Source organism: Sulfophobococcus zilligii (assembly GCF_055398255.1).
The window spans coordinates 136572-151828 of the sequence record NZ_AP042406.1 but is presented as its reverse complement, the minus strand read 5'-3'; the positions used below and the strand labels follow the sequence as shown (position 1 = coordinate 151828).

The following is a 15257-nucleotide window of genomic DNA, read 5'->3' as shown; positions in this document are numbered from 1 at the left end:
TTACGGGTCTACTCTAGTATTCTACGAGGTTTACTTTCTTCATTTCTTCTAATACTATTACTAGAGGCTCTATTACTCTGTTAAACTCTACTTGAGCGTTTTCAGATATATCATTGGCTATAGATTCAACTGTGTGTTCTCCATCGCAGAGGGCCCATATATAGTAGGCTAGAGGAGACAACTCATATACTTCCTCTTCGCTTACAGCTACATAGAACTTGTCTTGTTCAGCGCCTAGAAACTCGCCTTTTCTCATTGGTTTTAAATCCTTCATTGAATTGTATTTTTCTTGTACTTCTCTACTTAGTTCTACGTGTTCGTGTTCATGTTCGTGTGGGTGTTCTTCGTTACTCATTGAATTCACCTCCTCTCCTACCTCTCCCTTTAAACCCCCTTCTCTGGGGTCTGAAAGGTCTTGAACCACTGGGTCTGCCAGTGGCTTTTGGTTCTTCTTCGGGTATTTCCTCCGGTACGCTTTCTTGTGGTGCTTCTGTTATACTGGTGTTTTTACCTATGTTTAACTGTAGTTTGCCTCTGTATTCTGTTACCCATGCTCCCTGTATGCTGACCACTTGTCCTTCTTTGAGAGCTGTTGTTTTTTCTCCCCATAGAACAGCTTCTACTCGTCCTGTTGCGTCTCCTACGACTGCGTTGCTTATTGTTCTTGTTCCCTTCTTTGTCTCAATTGTTCTTGGTGGTGTTGTGCTTATTACTCTTACTACTACATTTACGTTTTCCATTCCTGATTTCAAATCTATTATATTTGTAGGAGCTGTGCTCCCACTTTGTTTTCTACTTGATTCCATTTGACCCAACTCGAATACGGTTACGTCGTGTTTAGTCACGTTTGTAAAGGTTAATAAATCTTATTTTTCTATTCTAGATCGCTTAAATCACTGGTTTGATCACAATAATCGTGTATTAAACCAACTAGTTTTTCCACGTATTCCAAAACAAGTGTTTTACGTGCTCTTCTAGCTATTTGAGAGTATTCTGGACAATACTCGACTATTAATCTCAACGCGTTATTTAATAGTTTAACTCCCTCACTATTTAAATATCCATTACTAGTGTAGAAGTCTATATTTCTCATTAATTCATAGAGGTAATCTAGTGAACTACAACACTTTAATTGTTTTTCACGTTCTCTTTCATAGTGTTTAAAATACATTATTAACCCACCTGGTTTTCAATGTATACTACATCTTCAACGCAACTACTCTCTTCAACTATATTGAAGACTAGAGAAGTACAATCTGTATAGTCACTACTACATTTAAACAAGTGGGATATATCTCTTGGTTTATCACTCTGCCCAAACCTTGGAATTGCTTCTAAAACCATGTTTAATCTACTTGCAAGTTCTGATTCGCAATCTCCATTACTTGATTTAACTAGAATAAACCCGAGTATTTTTGATGCATTGTGAGTTGTTAAGTAGTCTATGTGCCACCACTTCTTTTTACTTTTAGATAAGTGTCTAGTAATTCTCTGTATTATTCTCTTTCTCGCTGATCCAACATAGAAGTAGATTCCAGGTTGTAATTTAAGCCTTCTACGACGTATCTCTATGTTAACCACTCTATCCAGCTCTAATACGAGTATATAAGCACTCCAGTTTTCAACGTCCACAAACCCTTACCAGGAATAAATAAGTGTGTTTTGAAATTAATAATATGTGTGATGACACCCGGTTTCAACTGATTAGATATGACGAGGAGTTGCCTCGCTGAATAATGGTGGTTTAATTGCTGGAGAGTGTTCTACAGAAATACATGGCTTTAATTAATACGTTTAAAACAGAGCTTGAAAAACCATTTATTGGTAGAGAAGAAGAAGCACTCGTTATAACACTCGCTCTAACTACAATGGAGCACGTTGTATTGATTGGAGAACCCGGTACAGCGAAGTCGGCGATGGCTAGAAGGGCTGCCGACCTACTCAAAGCAAGGTTTTTCAAATACCTTCTCACCAAGTACACCGAGCCAGATGAGCTACTGGGACCAATTGACATTGTAGCATTTAAAGAAGGCAGGTATGCAAGAGTTACAAAGGGTAAACTACCAGAAGCTGAAATAGCATTTCTAGACGAGATCTTCAATGCGAGCTCTGCAATACTAAATACACTTCTCACTCTTCTAAACGAGCGGGTTATATATGATGGATACAATGAAATAATAGCACCATTATGGACGTTGATCGCAGCGAGTAACAATGTCCCAGACGAGCCAGAATATCAAGCACTATACGACAGGTTTTTAGTAAGACACTTTGTAAAACCCGTTGGCGAAGACAAGTGGAGTAAACTACTAGATGCAGCTTGGAGAATCGAGAAAGAAGGGTATAGAGCACCACAACCAGTAATTTCTATGAGTGAATTAAAACAAATCTACAACTTTATACTAGATGTTGACTTATCAAGTATTAAACAATCACTGCTAAGAATATACGCTGTTCTCGAAGACCATGGAATACACTTAACTGATAGAAGAAAGGGTAAAACCCTCAAATTAATAGCTGCACACGCGTTTTTAAAGGGGAGAATGATAGCTGTTGAAGAAGACTTATTTGTATTAAAATACACTGTTCCATCAACAAGAGAAGAAGCAGATAAAGTATTTGCTATACTCCTCGAAGAACTAGGATCAAGAGAAAGATTAATCTATGAACTAGGCGAAATAGAATCTAATCTCGTTGAAGTGAAAAACTATCTTGCTAAGACAGCTTCATTCGACCCTAAACTACTAGAATACCTGAGGGGACTAGAGAAAACACGTGAAAGACTAGAGAGAATAGCGCGTGAAACGAGCGATGACAAAGTAGCTGGAAAAACAAGAAAACTACTAGTAGAAATAGAAGAACTAATAGAATTGATCAAAGAGAGGATTATTTCATGAACAATAACTCTATCAGTGGTGTCCTCGAGGGAGTAGACTACTCTTCACCCCTAGTTAAATATAGAGGTGAAAAAGTAGTTAGACTACTCTATGCACTGTACGGCTCAGATCTGGTTAAAATAGACCCTGCACTCGCAGTCGACATCTATTATACACTCTATCTACCAGCCCCAGTCCCGAGGGAGGATGGGCCCGAAGTAAATAAAGCCATGGTTTCTACACTATTGACTTCACCCAGTGGTATAAAACTAAGATCTAAAACAATACTAGATGGATTAATGAGTGGACTGGCCTCAGCAATACTACTTGGAAAAATACATGAAGAGCTATCTGGAGTAAAAAACCGGCAAGAAGACAATCAATTAACAAGTAGCTCTACAGATAGGAGAATACATGAAAAAATAGTTGAAGATACACTGAGAGAGGTTAGCGAAGTATATCAATTAAGAGTTTTACTAGAGGGGTCTGAACCAGGCTCATTTAGTATTGAATCAATTGAAGAATACAGTCTCGAATTAATTAGACTAGCACGACAAGCAGATATCCAATTATTGTTGAAGTCACTAAGTGGAATTTCAATTCCAGGTTATACTAGGTCTACGAGGAAAATTAGATCTAGACGTGGAGAGAAAATAGGTTTTGAAATCGGTAGAGACCTTGAGAGAATTGCAACGAGAGAACTACTAGTAGACGAAGACTTATTTCTATATAGACTACTACAAGGTCAACTACTACTATACAGTAAATACATAGAGGAATCTAGTGGCCCAGTATACGTCTTAGTTGATAAAAGCGGTAGTATGGAGGGCGAGAAGATAAAATGGGCGAAAATACTCATTTTAGCATTATTAAACAAGTCTTTAAAGGAGAAGAGAGAGTTCTATATAAGGTTTTTCGATAGCCAACCCCACGGTCTTAGATACCTCTCGAAGAAGCCTAAAATGAAGGATGTTACTAGTTTATTCGAGTATATAGCTAGAATGAAAAATGCTGGTGGAACAGATATTAGTAGAGCGCTGGTTACAGCACTACGAGATCTAATTGAAAAAAGAATCCAGCACGCATCTATAGTTTTAGTTACAGATGGTATAGATAGAATTACTGAGAGAACACTTAGAGAAGCATTGAAAAAGACTTCTTCAAGACTAATCACTGTTATGATCAAGGGTGATAACGAAAGCCTCAAGAGAATTTCAACAATATATCTCAAAGCAGTCGAGCTATCTCAAAGCGAGGTAATCAGAGTGGTTAAAGCTATAGATTAACACAATATATAATCCATAATAACAATATCACCAATTCGAAGAGAGGTTGTAAAACATGAGCTTCAACATAGTAATTACCCACGAGCAGGGACTAGACAACTATAGATTTATTATGAGTAGATTGAGGCGTACAGGCATAGACTACGTAGTAGTCGATAAGGGCCCCTCAGTGATATTGTTGAGAGTAGATGATCCATACAGTGCAATCAATCAATTCAGAGAACACGTTAAAGAAATACCTGTTATCTACAGGGTTATACCAGTAGACCTGGTCGTAGACCCCTACGTTGAAATAGTGGCTGAAAAAGCACGAGAACTAGCAGAGCAGAAAATACCAGTAGATAAAACATTTAGAGTTACACTTCATGGTAGACTCTACTGGGCTGAAACCAGACTACCGGCTCACACAATGGACGCCATTAAAGTAATAGCTAATGGAATAAATAGACAAGTATCACTAACACACCCAGACTACATTGTCTACATTAGAAGTATAAAGCTATACCATAGAAAGAGGTATGCAACAATAACTGTTACAACACCAGACAATATTATAACGTTGAAGTCTGACAAACCGTGAATTTACGAGCACAACTTGTAGAGCACTATTTTACGCCTACCTCTACTCGCCGGTTCTTCACAAACCAATCCGTCTTCAACGAGAGATTTAATTGTCTTGTAGACACCTCTCAGAGAATACTCGTTATTATACCTCCAGATTTCATATGCTGATGCCTTACCTAGTTTTTCAAGTGTTTTCAATACCTGTTCTGCTAGTTTACTCCTCCTCTTTCTTGTTCTCGGCTTGTAGCCTATAGTTAATACTGCAATAGAATTACCTAGCGATCTCGCTACTTGAAAACCTATTGCTGAGAGTGGTGCGGTGTGAATACCTTTTTTGAGTAGGTAGTTAAATGATTCAAGTACTTCGCTATTCGTGGTTTTAAGGATTTTCACTCTTGGTGTATTCTTTATAAAATCAGGGACAATGTAGTCTTCTGGAAATACTGCAACTACTTCGAAGCCGGTATCTAGCCCGCTTTCTTCTAGTTCTCTAAGGCCTTTTACAAGCGAGTATGCTAATACACCTGTTTTTGCTGGTACGACAATATAGTCTCCTTTTACCTTCTTTTCATATATTTCAAACACAATAGTTTTCAATCCCTCTATTGTCAATGCACTAGTATACTCTACTAGTACTCCATCAATGTTCCTACAAGTAGCGAGTTCTCCTTTCTTAGCTAGTGTAAATAATTCTTCAACGTCTACTTCAAGTGGTTTTTCAATACAATAATACACTTTCAAACCCGAGGGGAGGTAGTGTGAAAGAGACTTTGTAAAACCCGGCTCATACCTCACCCATATCTTCTTGAATCCACGTGATAAAATATAACTAGTAATAAGTGCTGATGCTCTATCGGCATAACTCCCCGTTGGATTAAAACGCTCGTTTTTCACGTAGACTCCATCTATTTCTATAATTGGCGTTAAACCCTCTCCTCTAGTGTATTTAACGGGGAATTCAGGGAGGAGTGTTGAATACCTGGTTATCCCGGGTTTTAACTGCTCTATTTTAAAAACATGGTTTTTGTATTCTATGATGGGAAGGCCTCCGCAAAAAGGACACTTCTTTAAAAACCCTTCTTCTCCTAGTTCTCTACCGCAAACACTGCATTTTACATGGTAATTCAACAATAAACTATCCCGTTTACTCCATTATTTCTTGGCGATGCTTATAAGGTATTCGTATACTTTTTTGTCTCCAGTGATTTCTGGGTGGAACGAAATAGCTAGTAGATTGCCTTGTTGTGCTGCTGATTCCTACTTTTCCAATAACTGGGTGTTCTATATACCCTGTGATCCTGGCTGGACTCCAAGCACTCGATATAATTGGTGCACGAATAAACGCGGCTTTTACTTCACCTATCCCTTCAATCCACACATTTGTCTCAAATGAATCGTTTTGTCTTCCAAAAGCGTTTCTAGTCATTGATATATTCATTAATCCAAGTGTAAACTGGTTGGTTTCACCAACTACTCTATCTACGACTTTCTTGGCTAGTAGTATTGCTCCAGCACATGTACCCAGTATTGGGTTGCCTTCTTCGGCGAATCTCGTTATTGCTTGTGCTAGACCTCTATAGACTATTAGGTTGCCAATAGTGGTTGATTCTCCACCGGGGATTATCAAGGCATTTATTTCATTTAAGTGTTCTTGTTTCTTTACGTATACTGGTTCAACACCTAGTTCTCTTAGTAGTTGTGCGTGTTCTAAGAAGTCTCCTTGTAGAGCTAGTACACCGATCTTCACTGCTACTCACCTCTTACCTGCATTAATTGTTCTGGTTTCAGAGTTCTAATGTCTATACCCATCATTGCATTCTTTTCAGACACCATTTTCTGTGCTTCAACAACTGTTTCTGGATCGTCGTAGAAGGCCGTGGCTAACACTATAGCTCTAGCTCTCGCAGCTGGATCACTACTCTTAAAGATACCAGAACCCACGAACACGCCGTCTGCACCAAGCCACATCATGAGTGCTGCGTCAGCTGGTGTAGCTATTCCACCAGCCGCGAAGTTTACAACTGGTAGTCTGCCGAGTTTAGCTGTGAGGAGTGCTAGTTCGTATGGTACTTTGTTTTCTTTTGCATAAACCCATATTGCTTCATAGTCTCCTGCGAGATAGTATCCCCTTAAAACAGCTATTTCTCTATTAACAATTTTCATGTGTCTAACGGCCTCTGCAACGTTTCCAGTACCTGGTTCTCCCTTTGTTCTAATCATTGAAGCTCCTTCATAGATTCTTCTAAGGGCCTCGGGGAGGTTTCTAGCTCCATTAACAAATGGTGTTTTAAACTTCCACTTGTCTATATGGGCTTTCTCGTCTACAGGGGTTAAAACCTCGCTTTCATCGATTAAATCAACACCTATTTCTTCGAGTAATTTTGCTTCTTCTTCGTGTCCAATTCTACACTTTGCTGATACAGGGATTGTTATAGCCTCCATTACGCTCTCAATCACTTTTAAATCTGCTGTTCTAGCAACACCACCAGCCATTCTAACATCATATGGGAGTTTATCTAAAACCATTACTCCAACAGCACCGCTCTCCTCCGCGATTCTAGCCTGTTCGGGATTAGTAACATCCATTATTACTCCTCCCTTGAACATAGAGATAAAACCGTATTTGACTAGTGGAGTTGCTTGTTTAACAATTAATCCTGCTTCAATTGCTCTATCTCTTGCTTCTAGCAATGAGTAGATGAGGTCTCTTAGTTTTTCTAGATATGCATATCCATCAATTAGTTTCACGTAGTACCACCAGTTATAATTGTCTAATAGAAAGGATTGTTAAAACTTGTGGAACGTTCAATAAAAACTATAGTGGTTTGCCAATAGGGAAAACATAAAGAGCTATATATTCCTCACCAAGACCGAGAAGCCCTAGTACTTCATCGTCGTTAAAAGCACCAACGGCAACAGTACCCAGCCCCATTTCAGCCGCTGCCAAGTATATGTTTTGACCTATATGCCCGGCCTCCATGTATATATATCTAAACCCCCTCTCACCATACCATCCAGTTGTTTTTTCATATCTTGCAACTAATACTATGTTTAAAACAGCGTTTCTAACCCATGATTGATCGAGGCATGCACGTGCTAGTTCTCTAGAGTAGTCTCCTTGTTTAACTAGTTCTAGTGTGTGATTGTATTCATTGTACTTGTAGATCCCTGGTTCCAGGCCAACTACGTTTTTTACAACTACATATACTTCTACGGGATATGTTGCACCAGCAGAGGGTACAACTCTTCTCTTTCCATCTATTAATCCATATGTATACCATAAGAGTTGTGATAGAGTGGTTAAATCCACGCTGTCTTTTCCATATTTTCTAATACTCTTTCTCTTAACTAGTAAGTGGGCAAGGAGTTTATTCATGTCTGGACTGGGGAGCTTTACAGTACTCAATTCAATCACACATGTAGTAATACTCTATGATTTCCAATATATAAATCCTTGCTTTAATCTTAACTAATAAGGGAGTGTAATTGAAGCTACTACTATCTGATGTTTTATCAGATAAAGCAATGAAAGCACTAGAGAAGTATATAGAGTTGATTACAAGCGCTTCAGATAAGTTTACACAAGCTGTTAAATTACTAAACGATGTAAAAATCAGTGAGTCGAGATCTACTTTTATACAAGTTGTCAAGCTACTCAATGAGAGTAGTAGAGTTAAATCAATTATAGAAGATGAAATAGCAAATACAAGTCTTGATCCGGGTTTAAAAGAAGAATTATTGACAATGATAAACCTAGTAGATGACGTTGGTGATTTAGTTAAAGAGTCTGCGAGAGAATTCACTATTCTACCCTTTCTAGAAGTACCAGTTCAATTAAGAACAGGATTATTAAAACTAACTAATACTGTCTCAGAAATGGTTAGTAGCCTCTCTAATCTTATAAAAATATTAATAACTGGTAACTATGAGAAAATAGATGAAGTACTATCTAGAATTATCGAGTTAGAAGAAAAAGCAGATGAATTAGAATTAGAAAATAGAGGATTAATCCTCTCATTCAGCGAGAAGTTAAAGCCATTTGCACTACAATTACTAATACATGATTTAAACGCACTACTCGAAAACACAGCAGACTCCTGTGCTAGAGCGAGCCGTAGAATAAAACTCCTAGTTATTGCATGGTTAACCCCGGTAACATAGTGCTTCCACATTTATACTAGGGTCTTAGAAACAATCAAGAATAAGCCGACTCATCAACACAGATACTCCTCGCATAAAACTGTTAGATAAAGCTTAACTCTCCCCCTAGTATTAATAGAAACCTTGGTGGTCTATAGTGTATAGACTACTCTACCCATTGAGAACGTATTTAATAGTATCTGGTAGACTAGGCGAAGAAGTAGACGTAATGGCTGCAGACTGGGTAACTATTGTCTCTGCTAATCCATTTATTGTAGCGGTTGCAATAGCTCCTTCAAGATATACATTTAAACTAGTCGAGAAGTATGGAGAGTTTGTTATTAGTGTTCCAAGTGTTGAGCTACTTAGAGACGTGTGGATTGCTGGCACAGAACACGGCCCGAGTAAACTATCAAAAACAGGATTTGTATTTAAACCTGGTAGTAGTGTAAAAACACCTATTATTGAAAACGCATTGGCAAACCTAGAGTGTAGAGTAATTGGTAAACACCCCTATGGAGACCACGTATTATTTATTGGCGAAGTAGTAGGATATCACTATAAAGAAACAGCATTTAAAAACAATGAACCAGTTCCAGAAGCAGGCTTTCTAGCCCACCTAGCATGGAATAAATTTACAACGTTTAATAAAGAGGTATTAAAACCACAATAACACCGCTATGGCTAATATCCTTCGTTATCTAATTATGGATGCTTGCAAGGGGGGCACATGTAAAATACAAGGGTTAAATAATAAGCATTTTCACACCGAAATCCTTTCTGCCGGGTTGAATCTCCTATTCTACCCTCGATTACTCAGCAGACTGTTTACTCATCATTAATCTCAGCTACTGGCGGTTTCAGCATCTAAGAATAGAATTCTACTACGAGTATAAAAATACAATAAATATTTATATCAGAATATATGATAAATATCAATCCGGTGTATTAGAGTGCCCAAACCCGATTACTCTAAGTTTGAATCAAGTCGTGTAAACCTCGTAGAGCCAAGTCCTATAAGAGTAATGGTTTCAAAAATCGCGCAGAAGTCGAGAGAAACCAGAGTTATAAGTTTCGCGGCTGGAGACCCCGACCCTGATGTAATACCACGTGAACTATATGGAGAACTAGCTAAAAGCGTATTTGAAGAACGCAAATCCGTTATTTACTCTCCAACAGAGGGACTACCAGAACTAAGAGAGGAAATAGCGTCTTTTATGAGGGGGTATGAGGGGGTAGATGCTAGGAGTGAAGATATAATTGTTACACTCGGCGGGTCGCAAGCACTTGATTTAATAGGAAAACTAATGTTTGATCCCGGAGACATCGTCATAGTAGAAAATCCATCATACGTTAACACACTCCTCGTTTGGAAACAATATGGTGTTAAATTAATAGGCGTATCAATGGACGATGAGGGAATGAAAACAAGCGAGCTCGAAGCAGTATTAAAGAAGTTGAAAGCCGAGAAGAAAACACCAAAACTAATCTATACAATTCCAACAGGTCAAAACCCAACTGGGCTAACAATGAGCATGGATAGAAGAAAACACCTTTTAGAAATAGCTAGTCAATACGACTTGCTAATAGTAGAAGACACTGCATACAACCACCTCGTATACGAGCCAGTCAATGTAAAACCAATTAAATCACTAGATAGAGAAGACAGAGTAATATACGTGGGCAGTTTTAGTAAAGTACTTGGAACAGGACTTAGAATCGGCTGGCTTCATCTCCCAAGTGAACTAGTAGAAGTATTCAAGGCCGCGAAAGGCCCATCAGACATGTGTGCTCCAGTACCCTCACAGCTACTAGTTTATAAGATATTGAAGCAGGGATTGTTCAAGGAAATTAGAGATAGAGCGGTTAGAACCTACAAGGAGAAAAGAGACTTAATGTTGCAGGCAATAGAGAAATACCTACCTGGAATAAAACACACACATCCAATAGCAGGTATGTTTGTATTTCTATGGCTACCACCAAACATTAGTGGATGGAAGCTTGCAGAGGAACTACTAGAGAAACGAGGAGTTGCGGCAATACCTGGCGCGCCATTCTTTACAGATGAAAGTGGATTAAACACTTTGAGATTGAATTTCTCAATGGCGCCGAAAGACTTGATTGAAGAGGGTGTAAAAGCAATAGCAGAACTTCTTGCTTAATTTTTTAATACTATAATCCACTACACACGGGGCATTTTGGATTCCGTGATAATTGTAGAGTAGTGAATTCACCGTTTACTCCATCATATACTATTAACTTGTTGAGTGCTGGTTTTCCATACCCTGTTAAAATCTTGATCGCCTCTACTGCTTGTAGTGCTCCGAGAACACCTGGAGTTGGACCTAGGACGGGTATTCCAGTTGTTTCAGCTGGTTTTCGTGGTAGAAGGCATTGAAGACATGGTGTTATACCTGGTATTACTACTAGTAGTTGCCCATATAACCCGTATACACCGGCATGAATTAATGGTTTCCGGTGTTTAACACATATCTCGTTTAGTATAAACCTGGTTTCCCAGTTGTCTAGTGCGTCTATTACTAGGTCTACACTGGGGACTAGTTCTTCTAGTAGCTGTTTATCAGCACGTTTATGTATTGGTGTAATTTTAACATGGGGGTTTAACTCGCGTAGTCTCTCAAAGGCGATATCTACTTTTGGTTTTCCAATATCACTTGTACGATATAGTATTTGACGATTTAGATTGCTTAATTCTACTAGTCCATCATCTACAACTACTAGTTCTCCAACTCCAGCCGCCGCGAGATACAATAGTACTGGTGAACCAAGCCCTCCAGCACCAACTACTAATACCCTGGATTTCTTTAGTTTTTCCTGTCCCTCAACACCAATGATTTTTAATTGTCGATCATATCTTTCTAGTTCAAGTTGAGATAAAGACATTATACAACCCTGTTTTCTTTATATCCTAGTTGAAACGATAATATATATTGGATGATGAAGCCCTGCCGCTAGTGATCAATGAGCCCTGGACCCCTGTCTGACCATTACTTAATTAAGCCAACCGTGAAGACACCGAGTAGAATAATAATTGAAGCAGTATAGAGATATACATCTTTGGATTTCCAAGTAGTAAGTTTTGTTTCACTCATTACACCAAATAGCGTGTATGACTCTGCTAGGCTTCTAGATACGAAAAACGTGTAGAGAACCAGTGGTATTATAACTCTATGCAGACCTCTATTTCCATACTTTAATTTAATAGCAGTAAACGCTTCTGAAGTATAAACCAATACTGTGGGGACCAACAATACTGTTAGAGATAATAGTAGTGAAATAGACTTCAATCCAAGCAGGTCAAGTATTCTCCTCCACTCTCTAAGAGATATTAATTGGAAGAGGCATGAAAATGATAGAAATAGTGCGAGGGTTAACAGCGAACCAGTAACAACCTCTAGTGGTGTAGGCCTACTCCAACCCATAAAGTAGCTAATGATATAGATTGACGATCCAATCATCAAGAAGAAGCCAACTAGGGATATAGCATTCAGTAACACCCTCCACCCTCTGAAACTCGCTATTACATAGAGGGCAATTGAAACAACATAGACTAGTCCGAGTAGCATGCTCAAAATGCTATTATTGCGAGCGGCGAGTATACTGGCTGTAACCAGAGTCGATGTAAAAACTATTCTGGCTAGTGTACTATATTCTTCTAGTTTCTTAGAGTAAATGAATAAATATGAGAAATCTCTAATCGCCGACGCCATTCTTGATCGCCTCGTAAACTAGAGAAGCCCATTTTAAACTAGTTTTAGACTCGAAGTCGAATGGGTAGAGAGCACCATCTTCGAGTTTATAAGCTTGTGTCCAGTTAACTCTTCCAATGCCCTGTATTGTACTCGTAGCTAGAATAAATGCTTTATCACGCATTGACAACATGTATTCTAGTAGGCTCAGTCTATCACTATATGTTAAACCCGCAAAGGGCTCATCCAGTAAAACCAGGTCTGCCCCTGCAAGCCCGGATATTATAATAGCTAGTTTAACCATTTGACCATGACTAAGTGTAAATGGAGATCTATTGAGTGGGATACCCTGTTTACTAACTAGTTCTAAGCCTTTTTCAATGCAATTAGTATTCTTTTTCCACGTCTTACAGATCATTTCAATTTCCTTTCTCACAGTTTCCTCTGTGAAAAACAAGAGTGTGTTTTGTGGAATATACAGTATCCTCCCCTTCCGCTCTACACGGCCTTTCTTCGGCTTTAAATACCCCGCAAGGATTTTTAGAAGAGTAGTTTTACCTGTTCCATTCAATCCATATATTAAAACCAGGTCGCCTTGCTTAATAGATAAATTAATGTTTTTCAACACTATTCGTCCATTATAACCGTGTTCAATATTAACGGTTTTCACTATTTCTCTACCAGTCGTCCTGGAATCCAGCGTAGAGCTTGAATTATCCGGATCAGGTGTTTCTTTTAACACGTTTAATGCGTGCGTTGATACATCATAGATTCTACCATTCTTTAACAAGAATACACGGTCGAACTCTCTTATAATAGGTAGAAATCTATGTTCAAATACAAGTACTGTTCTACCTAGATATCTCAATAGTTTAAGAAGGTCTAGAAAGTCCGAGACGCCCCTGTCGTCTAGCCACATTAATGGCTCGTCAAATAAGAGTATTTCTGGCTCTGCAATTAGTGCTCTTGCTACTATAACTCTTTTTGCTTCTCCACCAGACAACTCGTAAAAATACTTGTCGACGAGATTGTATATGTGGGTTGCTTCAACGACTTTTCTAACAGCTCTCTCAGCTTTTTCACTGGTTTTATATATTTTCAATGCGTAACTATATAATTCATCTCTAACAACGTGTTCTGTAAAGTATAGATATGGGTTTTGACCAATAACATGTACTAGTCTTTGTAGTTCTTCAAAACCTATTTCTCCTATGTTTTTACCGAGAATTCTAATTTCACCGGATAACTCTCCTCTATAAATGAATTCTGCTGTTCTAGACAGTATTCTAACAAGTGTTGACTTGCCGGAGCCAGTATCACCTATTACTAAGACGTGCTCGCCTCTTAATACCTCGAAGTAAGCACCTCTGAAAATATAGTCTCCACCAGGGTATTTGTAAAAAAGATTTTTGACTTCTATAGCGGGCTCTCTATTCATCTATATCATACCTGAACTCTTCAATCTCTTTAGTGTTAATACTGTGAAAAACGCTACTATTAATGCTAGTGTTGCATTAAATACCACTATATGGGGTATTAAGAGCAATGTGTATTGATATGCTTGTTCATATGTCTTCGTCCACCTAGCCATTACCAACCAGTAGGGCCCTACAAGTAGATTCATTAGAGTCATTAGTGCAACTCTTGAGACAACAGCTCCAATCGTGGCCAATACCACTCCGGTTTTACCCAGCTCCTTCTTCTTGAGGGCTATTGCTATTGGCACACTCGTAGATAACTCTGCAAGCGCCTTCACTGCCATACCTATTGGTAGCCCAGCTGGATCAGCCGTCATTAATGCATGTACTAAGAAGTATACAAATAGAGATGCTGGATAGGCTTTCAGCGACATAAATGCAATTATTGCTAGTGGAATTCCAGATAGATCGTATTTTAGAAATGGTGCTGGTGGATATGGTATTTCAAATACTTTTAGTTTTAATACTATTGCTAGAGCTGTTAATCCAACTATATTGAAAAACAACGGCATATATCCTGGTTTAAAACTCTGTGTTTTAGACATGTATAACCACCCGTAGAAAAATATGGAGTGGAAGCAAAGACTTTAAAATATCGCTTTGCATTAAATTTAAAACCCCCCTTTTCAACTGGAAAAATATATTCTCTACTAACATAATAGCCTTAAAGAGGTGTCTATGTGGAAGACCACCTCGAATTCTTAAAGTCTAGACGTAGCATTAGAAGATTCAAAGAAGAAAAACCACCATTAGAACTAATACTTAAAGCAATTGATGTAGCAAGATACGCCCCCAGCGCCAAGAATAGCCAGCCCTGGAGATTTATTATAATAGACGACCCGGAAGTGAAAACCAAACTGGCTGAAATACACTTGTGGACTAGACCACTGAAAAACGCCCCACTCGGCGTAGTAGTTGCTTGTCACATTGATGAATCACCTACATCATACATGCTGGATTGTGCTAATGCCACCCTATACTTCCTCCTTGCACTACACGCCCTTGGCCTTGGAGCAACATGGATTCAATCACTTAGAAACGTCGAGGAGTTAAAAGAACTGCTCGGCCTTCCAAACCATGTGGTTCCAGTTGCAATAATAGCTATTGGATACCCAGATGAAAACCCACCACCAAGACCACGTAAACCACTAGAAGAAATAGTATTCTATAATAAATACGGTGTAAAATCAAAAAACAAGTAGC

Annotated in this window: 18 protein-coding genes and 1 pseudogene; 7 read left to right on the top strand and 12 right to left on the bottom strand. The window is 38.6% G+C overall.

From position 1 onward, the window contains the following. Positions 1 to 13: 13 nt before the first annotated feature. From ACZ5YP_RS00785 to ACZ5YP_RS00770, 4 genes are all read right to left on the bottom strand, one after another. The gene (locus ACZ5YP_RS00785; protein ID WP_464835350.1) at positions 14 to 355 is read right to left on the bottom strand and encodes a PqqD family protein; all 342 of its coding nucleotides are present in this window, start codon (positions 353 to 355) and stop codon (positions 14 to 16) included. Next, complete coding sequence (locus tag ACZ5YP_RS00780; RefSeq protein ID WP_464835349.1) at positions 348 to 806, bottom strand: OB-fold nucleic acid binding domain-containing protein; 459 nt, start codon at positions 804 to 806, stop codon at positions 348 to 350. Before ACZ5YP_RS00780 ends, ACZ5YP_RS00785 begins: the two co-directional genes overlap by 8 nt. A gap of 68 nt (positions 807 to 874) precedes the next feature. Next, positions 875 to 1171, bottom strand: a complete 297-nt coding sequence (locus ACZ5YP_RS00775; RefSeq protein WP_464835348.1) for a hypothetical protein — start codon at positions 1169 to 1171, stop codon at positions 875 to 877. 2 nt (positions 1172 to 1173) lie between these two features. Then, positions 1174 to 1632 carry a GIY-YIG nuclease family protein gene (locus ACZ5YP_RS00770; protein WP_464835347.1) on the bottom strand — a complete coding sequence of 153 codons (459 nt, stop codon included), beginning with the start codon at positions 1630 to 1632 and terminating at the stop codon, positions 1174 to 1176. A gap of 119 nt (positions 1633 to 1751) precedes the next feature. On the opposite strand from ACZ5YP_RS00770, the gene ACZ5YP_RS00765 reads away from it, so the two are divergent. Genes ACZ5YP_RS00765 through ACZ5YP_RS00755 form a run of 3 tightly spaced genes read left to right on the top strand, consistent with a single transcriptional unit; the run spans position 1752 to position 4742 of the window. After that, on the top strand, positions 1752 to 2897 hold the full coding sequence (locus ACZ5YP_RS00765) for an AAA family ATPase (protein ID WP_464835989.1): 1146 nt from the start codon (positions 1752 to 1754) through the stop codon (positions 2895 to 2897). Then, positions 2894 to 4162: a vWA domain-containing protein gene (locus tag ACZ5YP_RS00760; protein WP_464835346.1), complete on the top strand. Its 1269-nt coding sequence runs from the start codon at positions 2894 to 2896 to the stop codon at positions 4160 to 4162. Before ACZ5YP_RS00765 ends, ACZ5YP_RS00760 begins: the two co-directional genes overlap by 4 nt. Before the next feature lie 55 nt (positions 4163 to 4217). Then, positions 4218 to 4742 carry a THUMP domain-containing protein gene (locus ACZ5YP_RS00755; RefSeq protein ID WP_464835345.1) on the top strand — a complete coding sequence of 175 codons (525 nt, stop codon included), beginning with the start codon at positions 4218 to 4220 and terminating at the stop codon, positions 4740 to 4742. A gap of 2 nt (positions 4743 to 4744) precedes the next feature. On the opposite strand, the gene ACZ5YP_RS00750 is transcribed toward ACZ5YP_RS00755, so the two are convergent. The 4 genes and pseudogenes from ACZ5YP_RS00750 to ACZ5YP_RS00735 all read right to left on the bottom strand — a co-directional run bounded on the left by ACZ5YP_RS00750 (position 4745) and on the right by ACZ5YP_RS00735 (position 8141). Beyond that, positions 4745 to 5857, bottom strand: coding sequence for a pyridoxal-5'-phosphate-dependent protein subunit beta (locus ACZ5YP_RS00750; protein WP_464835344.1), 1113 nt, complete (start codon positions 5855 to 5857; stop codon positions 4745 to 4747). 21 nt (positions 5858 to 5878) lie between these two features. After that, a pseudogene (gene pdxT, locus ACZ5YP_RS00745) lies at positions 5879 to 6473 on the bottom strand (pyridoxal 5'-phosphate synthase glutaminase subunit PdxT). A 2-nt stretch (positions 6474 to 6475) separates the two neighbouring features. Continuing rightward, entirely contained in the window at positions 6476 to 7474 is a 999-nt protein-coding gene (gene pdxS, locus ACZ5YP_RS00740; protein WP_464835343.1) for a pyridoxal 5'-phosphate synthase lyase subunit PdxS, read from the bottom strand. A gap of 67 nt (positions 7475 to 7541) precedes the next feature. Continuing rightward, entirely contained in the window at positions 7542 to 8141 is a 600-nt protein-coding gene (locus ACZ5YP_RS00735; RefSeq protein ID WP_464835342.1) for a SagB/ThcOx family dehydrogenase, read from the bottom strand. A gap of 71 nt (positions 8142 to 8212) precedes the next feature. Here ACZ5YP_RS00735 and ACZ5YP_RS00730 point away from each other — a divergent pair, with 71 nt between their 5' ends. From ACZ5YP_RS00730 to ACZ5YP_RS00720, 3 genes are all read left to right on the top strand, one after another. Next, complete coding sequence (locus ACZ5YP_RS00730; protein WP_464835341.1) at positions 8213 to 8887, top strand: DUF47 domain-containing protein; 675 nt, start codon at positions 8213 to 8215, stop codon at positions 8885 to 8887. 136 nt (positions 8888 to 9023) lie between these two features. Next, positions 9024 to 9539, top strand: coding sequence for a flavin reductase family protein (locus ACZ5YP_RS00725; protein WP_464835340.1), 516 nt, complete (start codon positions 9024 to 9026; stop codon positions 9537 to 9539). A 280-nt stretch (positions 9540 to 9819) separates the two neighbouring features. Continuing rightward, positions 9820 to 11028, top strand: a complete 1209-nt coding sequence (locus ACZ5YP_RS00720) for an aminotransferase-like domain-containing protein (protein WP_464835338.1) — start codon at positions 9820 to 9822, stop codon at positions 11026 to 11028. 10 nt (positions 11029 to 11038) lie between these two features. Here ACZ5YP_RS00720 and ACZ5YP_RS00715 read toward each other — a convergent pair whose 3' ends face one another. The 4 genes from ACZ5YP_RS00715 to ACZ5YP_RS00700 all read right to left on the bottom strand — a co-directional run bounded on the left by ACZ5YP_RS00715 (position 11039) and on the right by ACZ5YP_RS00700 (position 14599). Then, the gene (locus tag ACZ5YP_RS00715; protein ID WP_464835337.1) at positions 11039 to 11770 is read right to left on the bottom strand and encodes a HesA/MoeB/ThiF family protein; all 732 of its coding nucleotides are present in this window, start codon (positions 11768 to 11770) and stop codon (positions 11039 to 11041) included. A 104-nt stretch (positions 11771 to 11874) separates the two neighbouring features. Further along, the gene (locus ACZ5YP_RS00710) at positions 11875 to 12597 is read right to left on the bottom strand and encodes a hypothetical protein (RefSeq protein WP_464835336.1); all 723 of its coding nucleotides are present in this window, start codon (positions 12595 to 12597) and stop codon (positions 11875 to 11877) included. After that, positions 12581 to 14014 carry an ATP-binding cassette domain-containing protein gene (locus tag ACZ5YP_RS00705; protein WP_464835335.1) on the bottom strand — a complete coding sequence of 478 codons (1434 nt, stop codon included), beginning with the start codon at positions 14012 to 14014 and terminating at the stop codon, positions 12581 to 12583. Before ACZ5YP_RS00705 ends, ACZ5YP_RS00710 begins: the two co-directional genes overlap by 17 nt. After that, the gene (locus ACZ5YP_RS00700) at positions 14015 to 14599 is read right to left on the bottom strand and encodes an ECF transporter S component (protein ID WP_464835334.1); all 585 of its coding nucleotides are present in this window, start codon (positions 14597 to 14599) and stop codon (positions 14015 to 14017) included. A 135-nt stretch (positions 14600 to 14734) separates the two neighbouring features. On the opposite strand from ACZ5YP_RS00700, the gene ACZ5YP_RS00695 reads away from it, so the two are divergent. Beyond that, the gene (locus tag ACZ5YP_RS00695) at positions 14735 to 15256 is read left to right on the top strand and encodes a nitroreductase family protein (RefSeq protein ID WP_464835333.1); all 522 of its coding nucleotides are present in this window, start codon (positions 14735 to 14737) and stop codon (positions 15254 to 15256) included. Position 15257 lies beyond the last annotated feature (1 nt).

Excerpts from the sequence above, each read along its gene's own strand:
- ACZ5YP_RS00785 (WP_464835350.1), bottom strand. The coding sequence starts at position 355 with ATGAGTAACGAAGAACACCCACACGAACATGAACACGAACACGTAGAA.
- ACZ5YP_RS00780 (WP_464835349.1), bottom strand. The coding sequence starts at position 806 with ATGGAATCAAGTAGAAAACAAAGTGGGAGCACAGCTCCTACAAATATA.
- ACZ5YP_RS00775 (WP_464835348.1), bottom strand. The coding sequence starts at position 1,171 with ATGTATTTTAAACACTATGAAAGAGAACGTGAAAAACAATTAAAGTGT.
- ACZ5YP_RS00760 (WP_464835346.1), top strand. The coding sequence starts at position 2,894 with ATGAACAATAACTCTATCAGTGGTGTCCTCGAGGGAGTAGACTACTCT.
- ACZ5YP_RS00755 (WP_464835345.1), top strand. The coding sequence starts at position 4,218 with ATGAGCTTCAACATAGTAATTACCCACGAGCAGGGACTAGACAACTAT.
- ACZ5YP_RS00715 (WP_464835337.1), bottom strand. The coding sequence starts at position 11,770 with ATGTCTTTATCTCAACTTGAACTAGAAAGATATGATCGACAATTAAAA.
- ACZ5YP_RS00710 (WP_464835336.1), bottom strand. The coding sequence starts at position 12,597 with ATGGCGTCGGCGATTAGAGATTTCTCATATTTATTCATTTACTCTAAG.
- ACZ5YP_RS00705 (WP_464835335.1), bottom strand. The coding sequence starts at position 14,014 with ATGAATAGAGAGCCCGCTATAGAAGTCAAAAATCTTTTTTACAAATAC.
- ACZ5YP_RS00700 (WP_464835334.1), bottom strand. The coding sequence starts at position 14,599 with ATGTCTAAAACACAGAGTTTTAAACCAGGATATATGCCGTTGTTTTTC.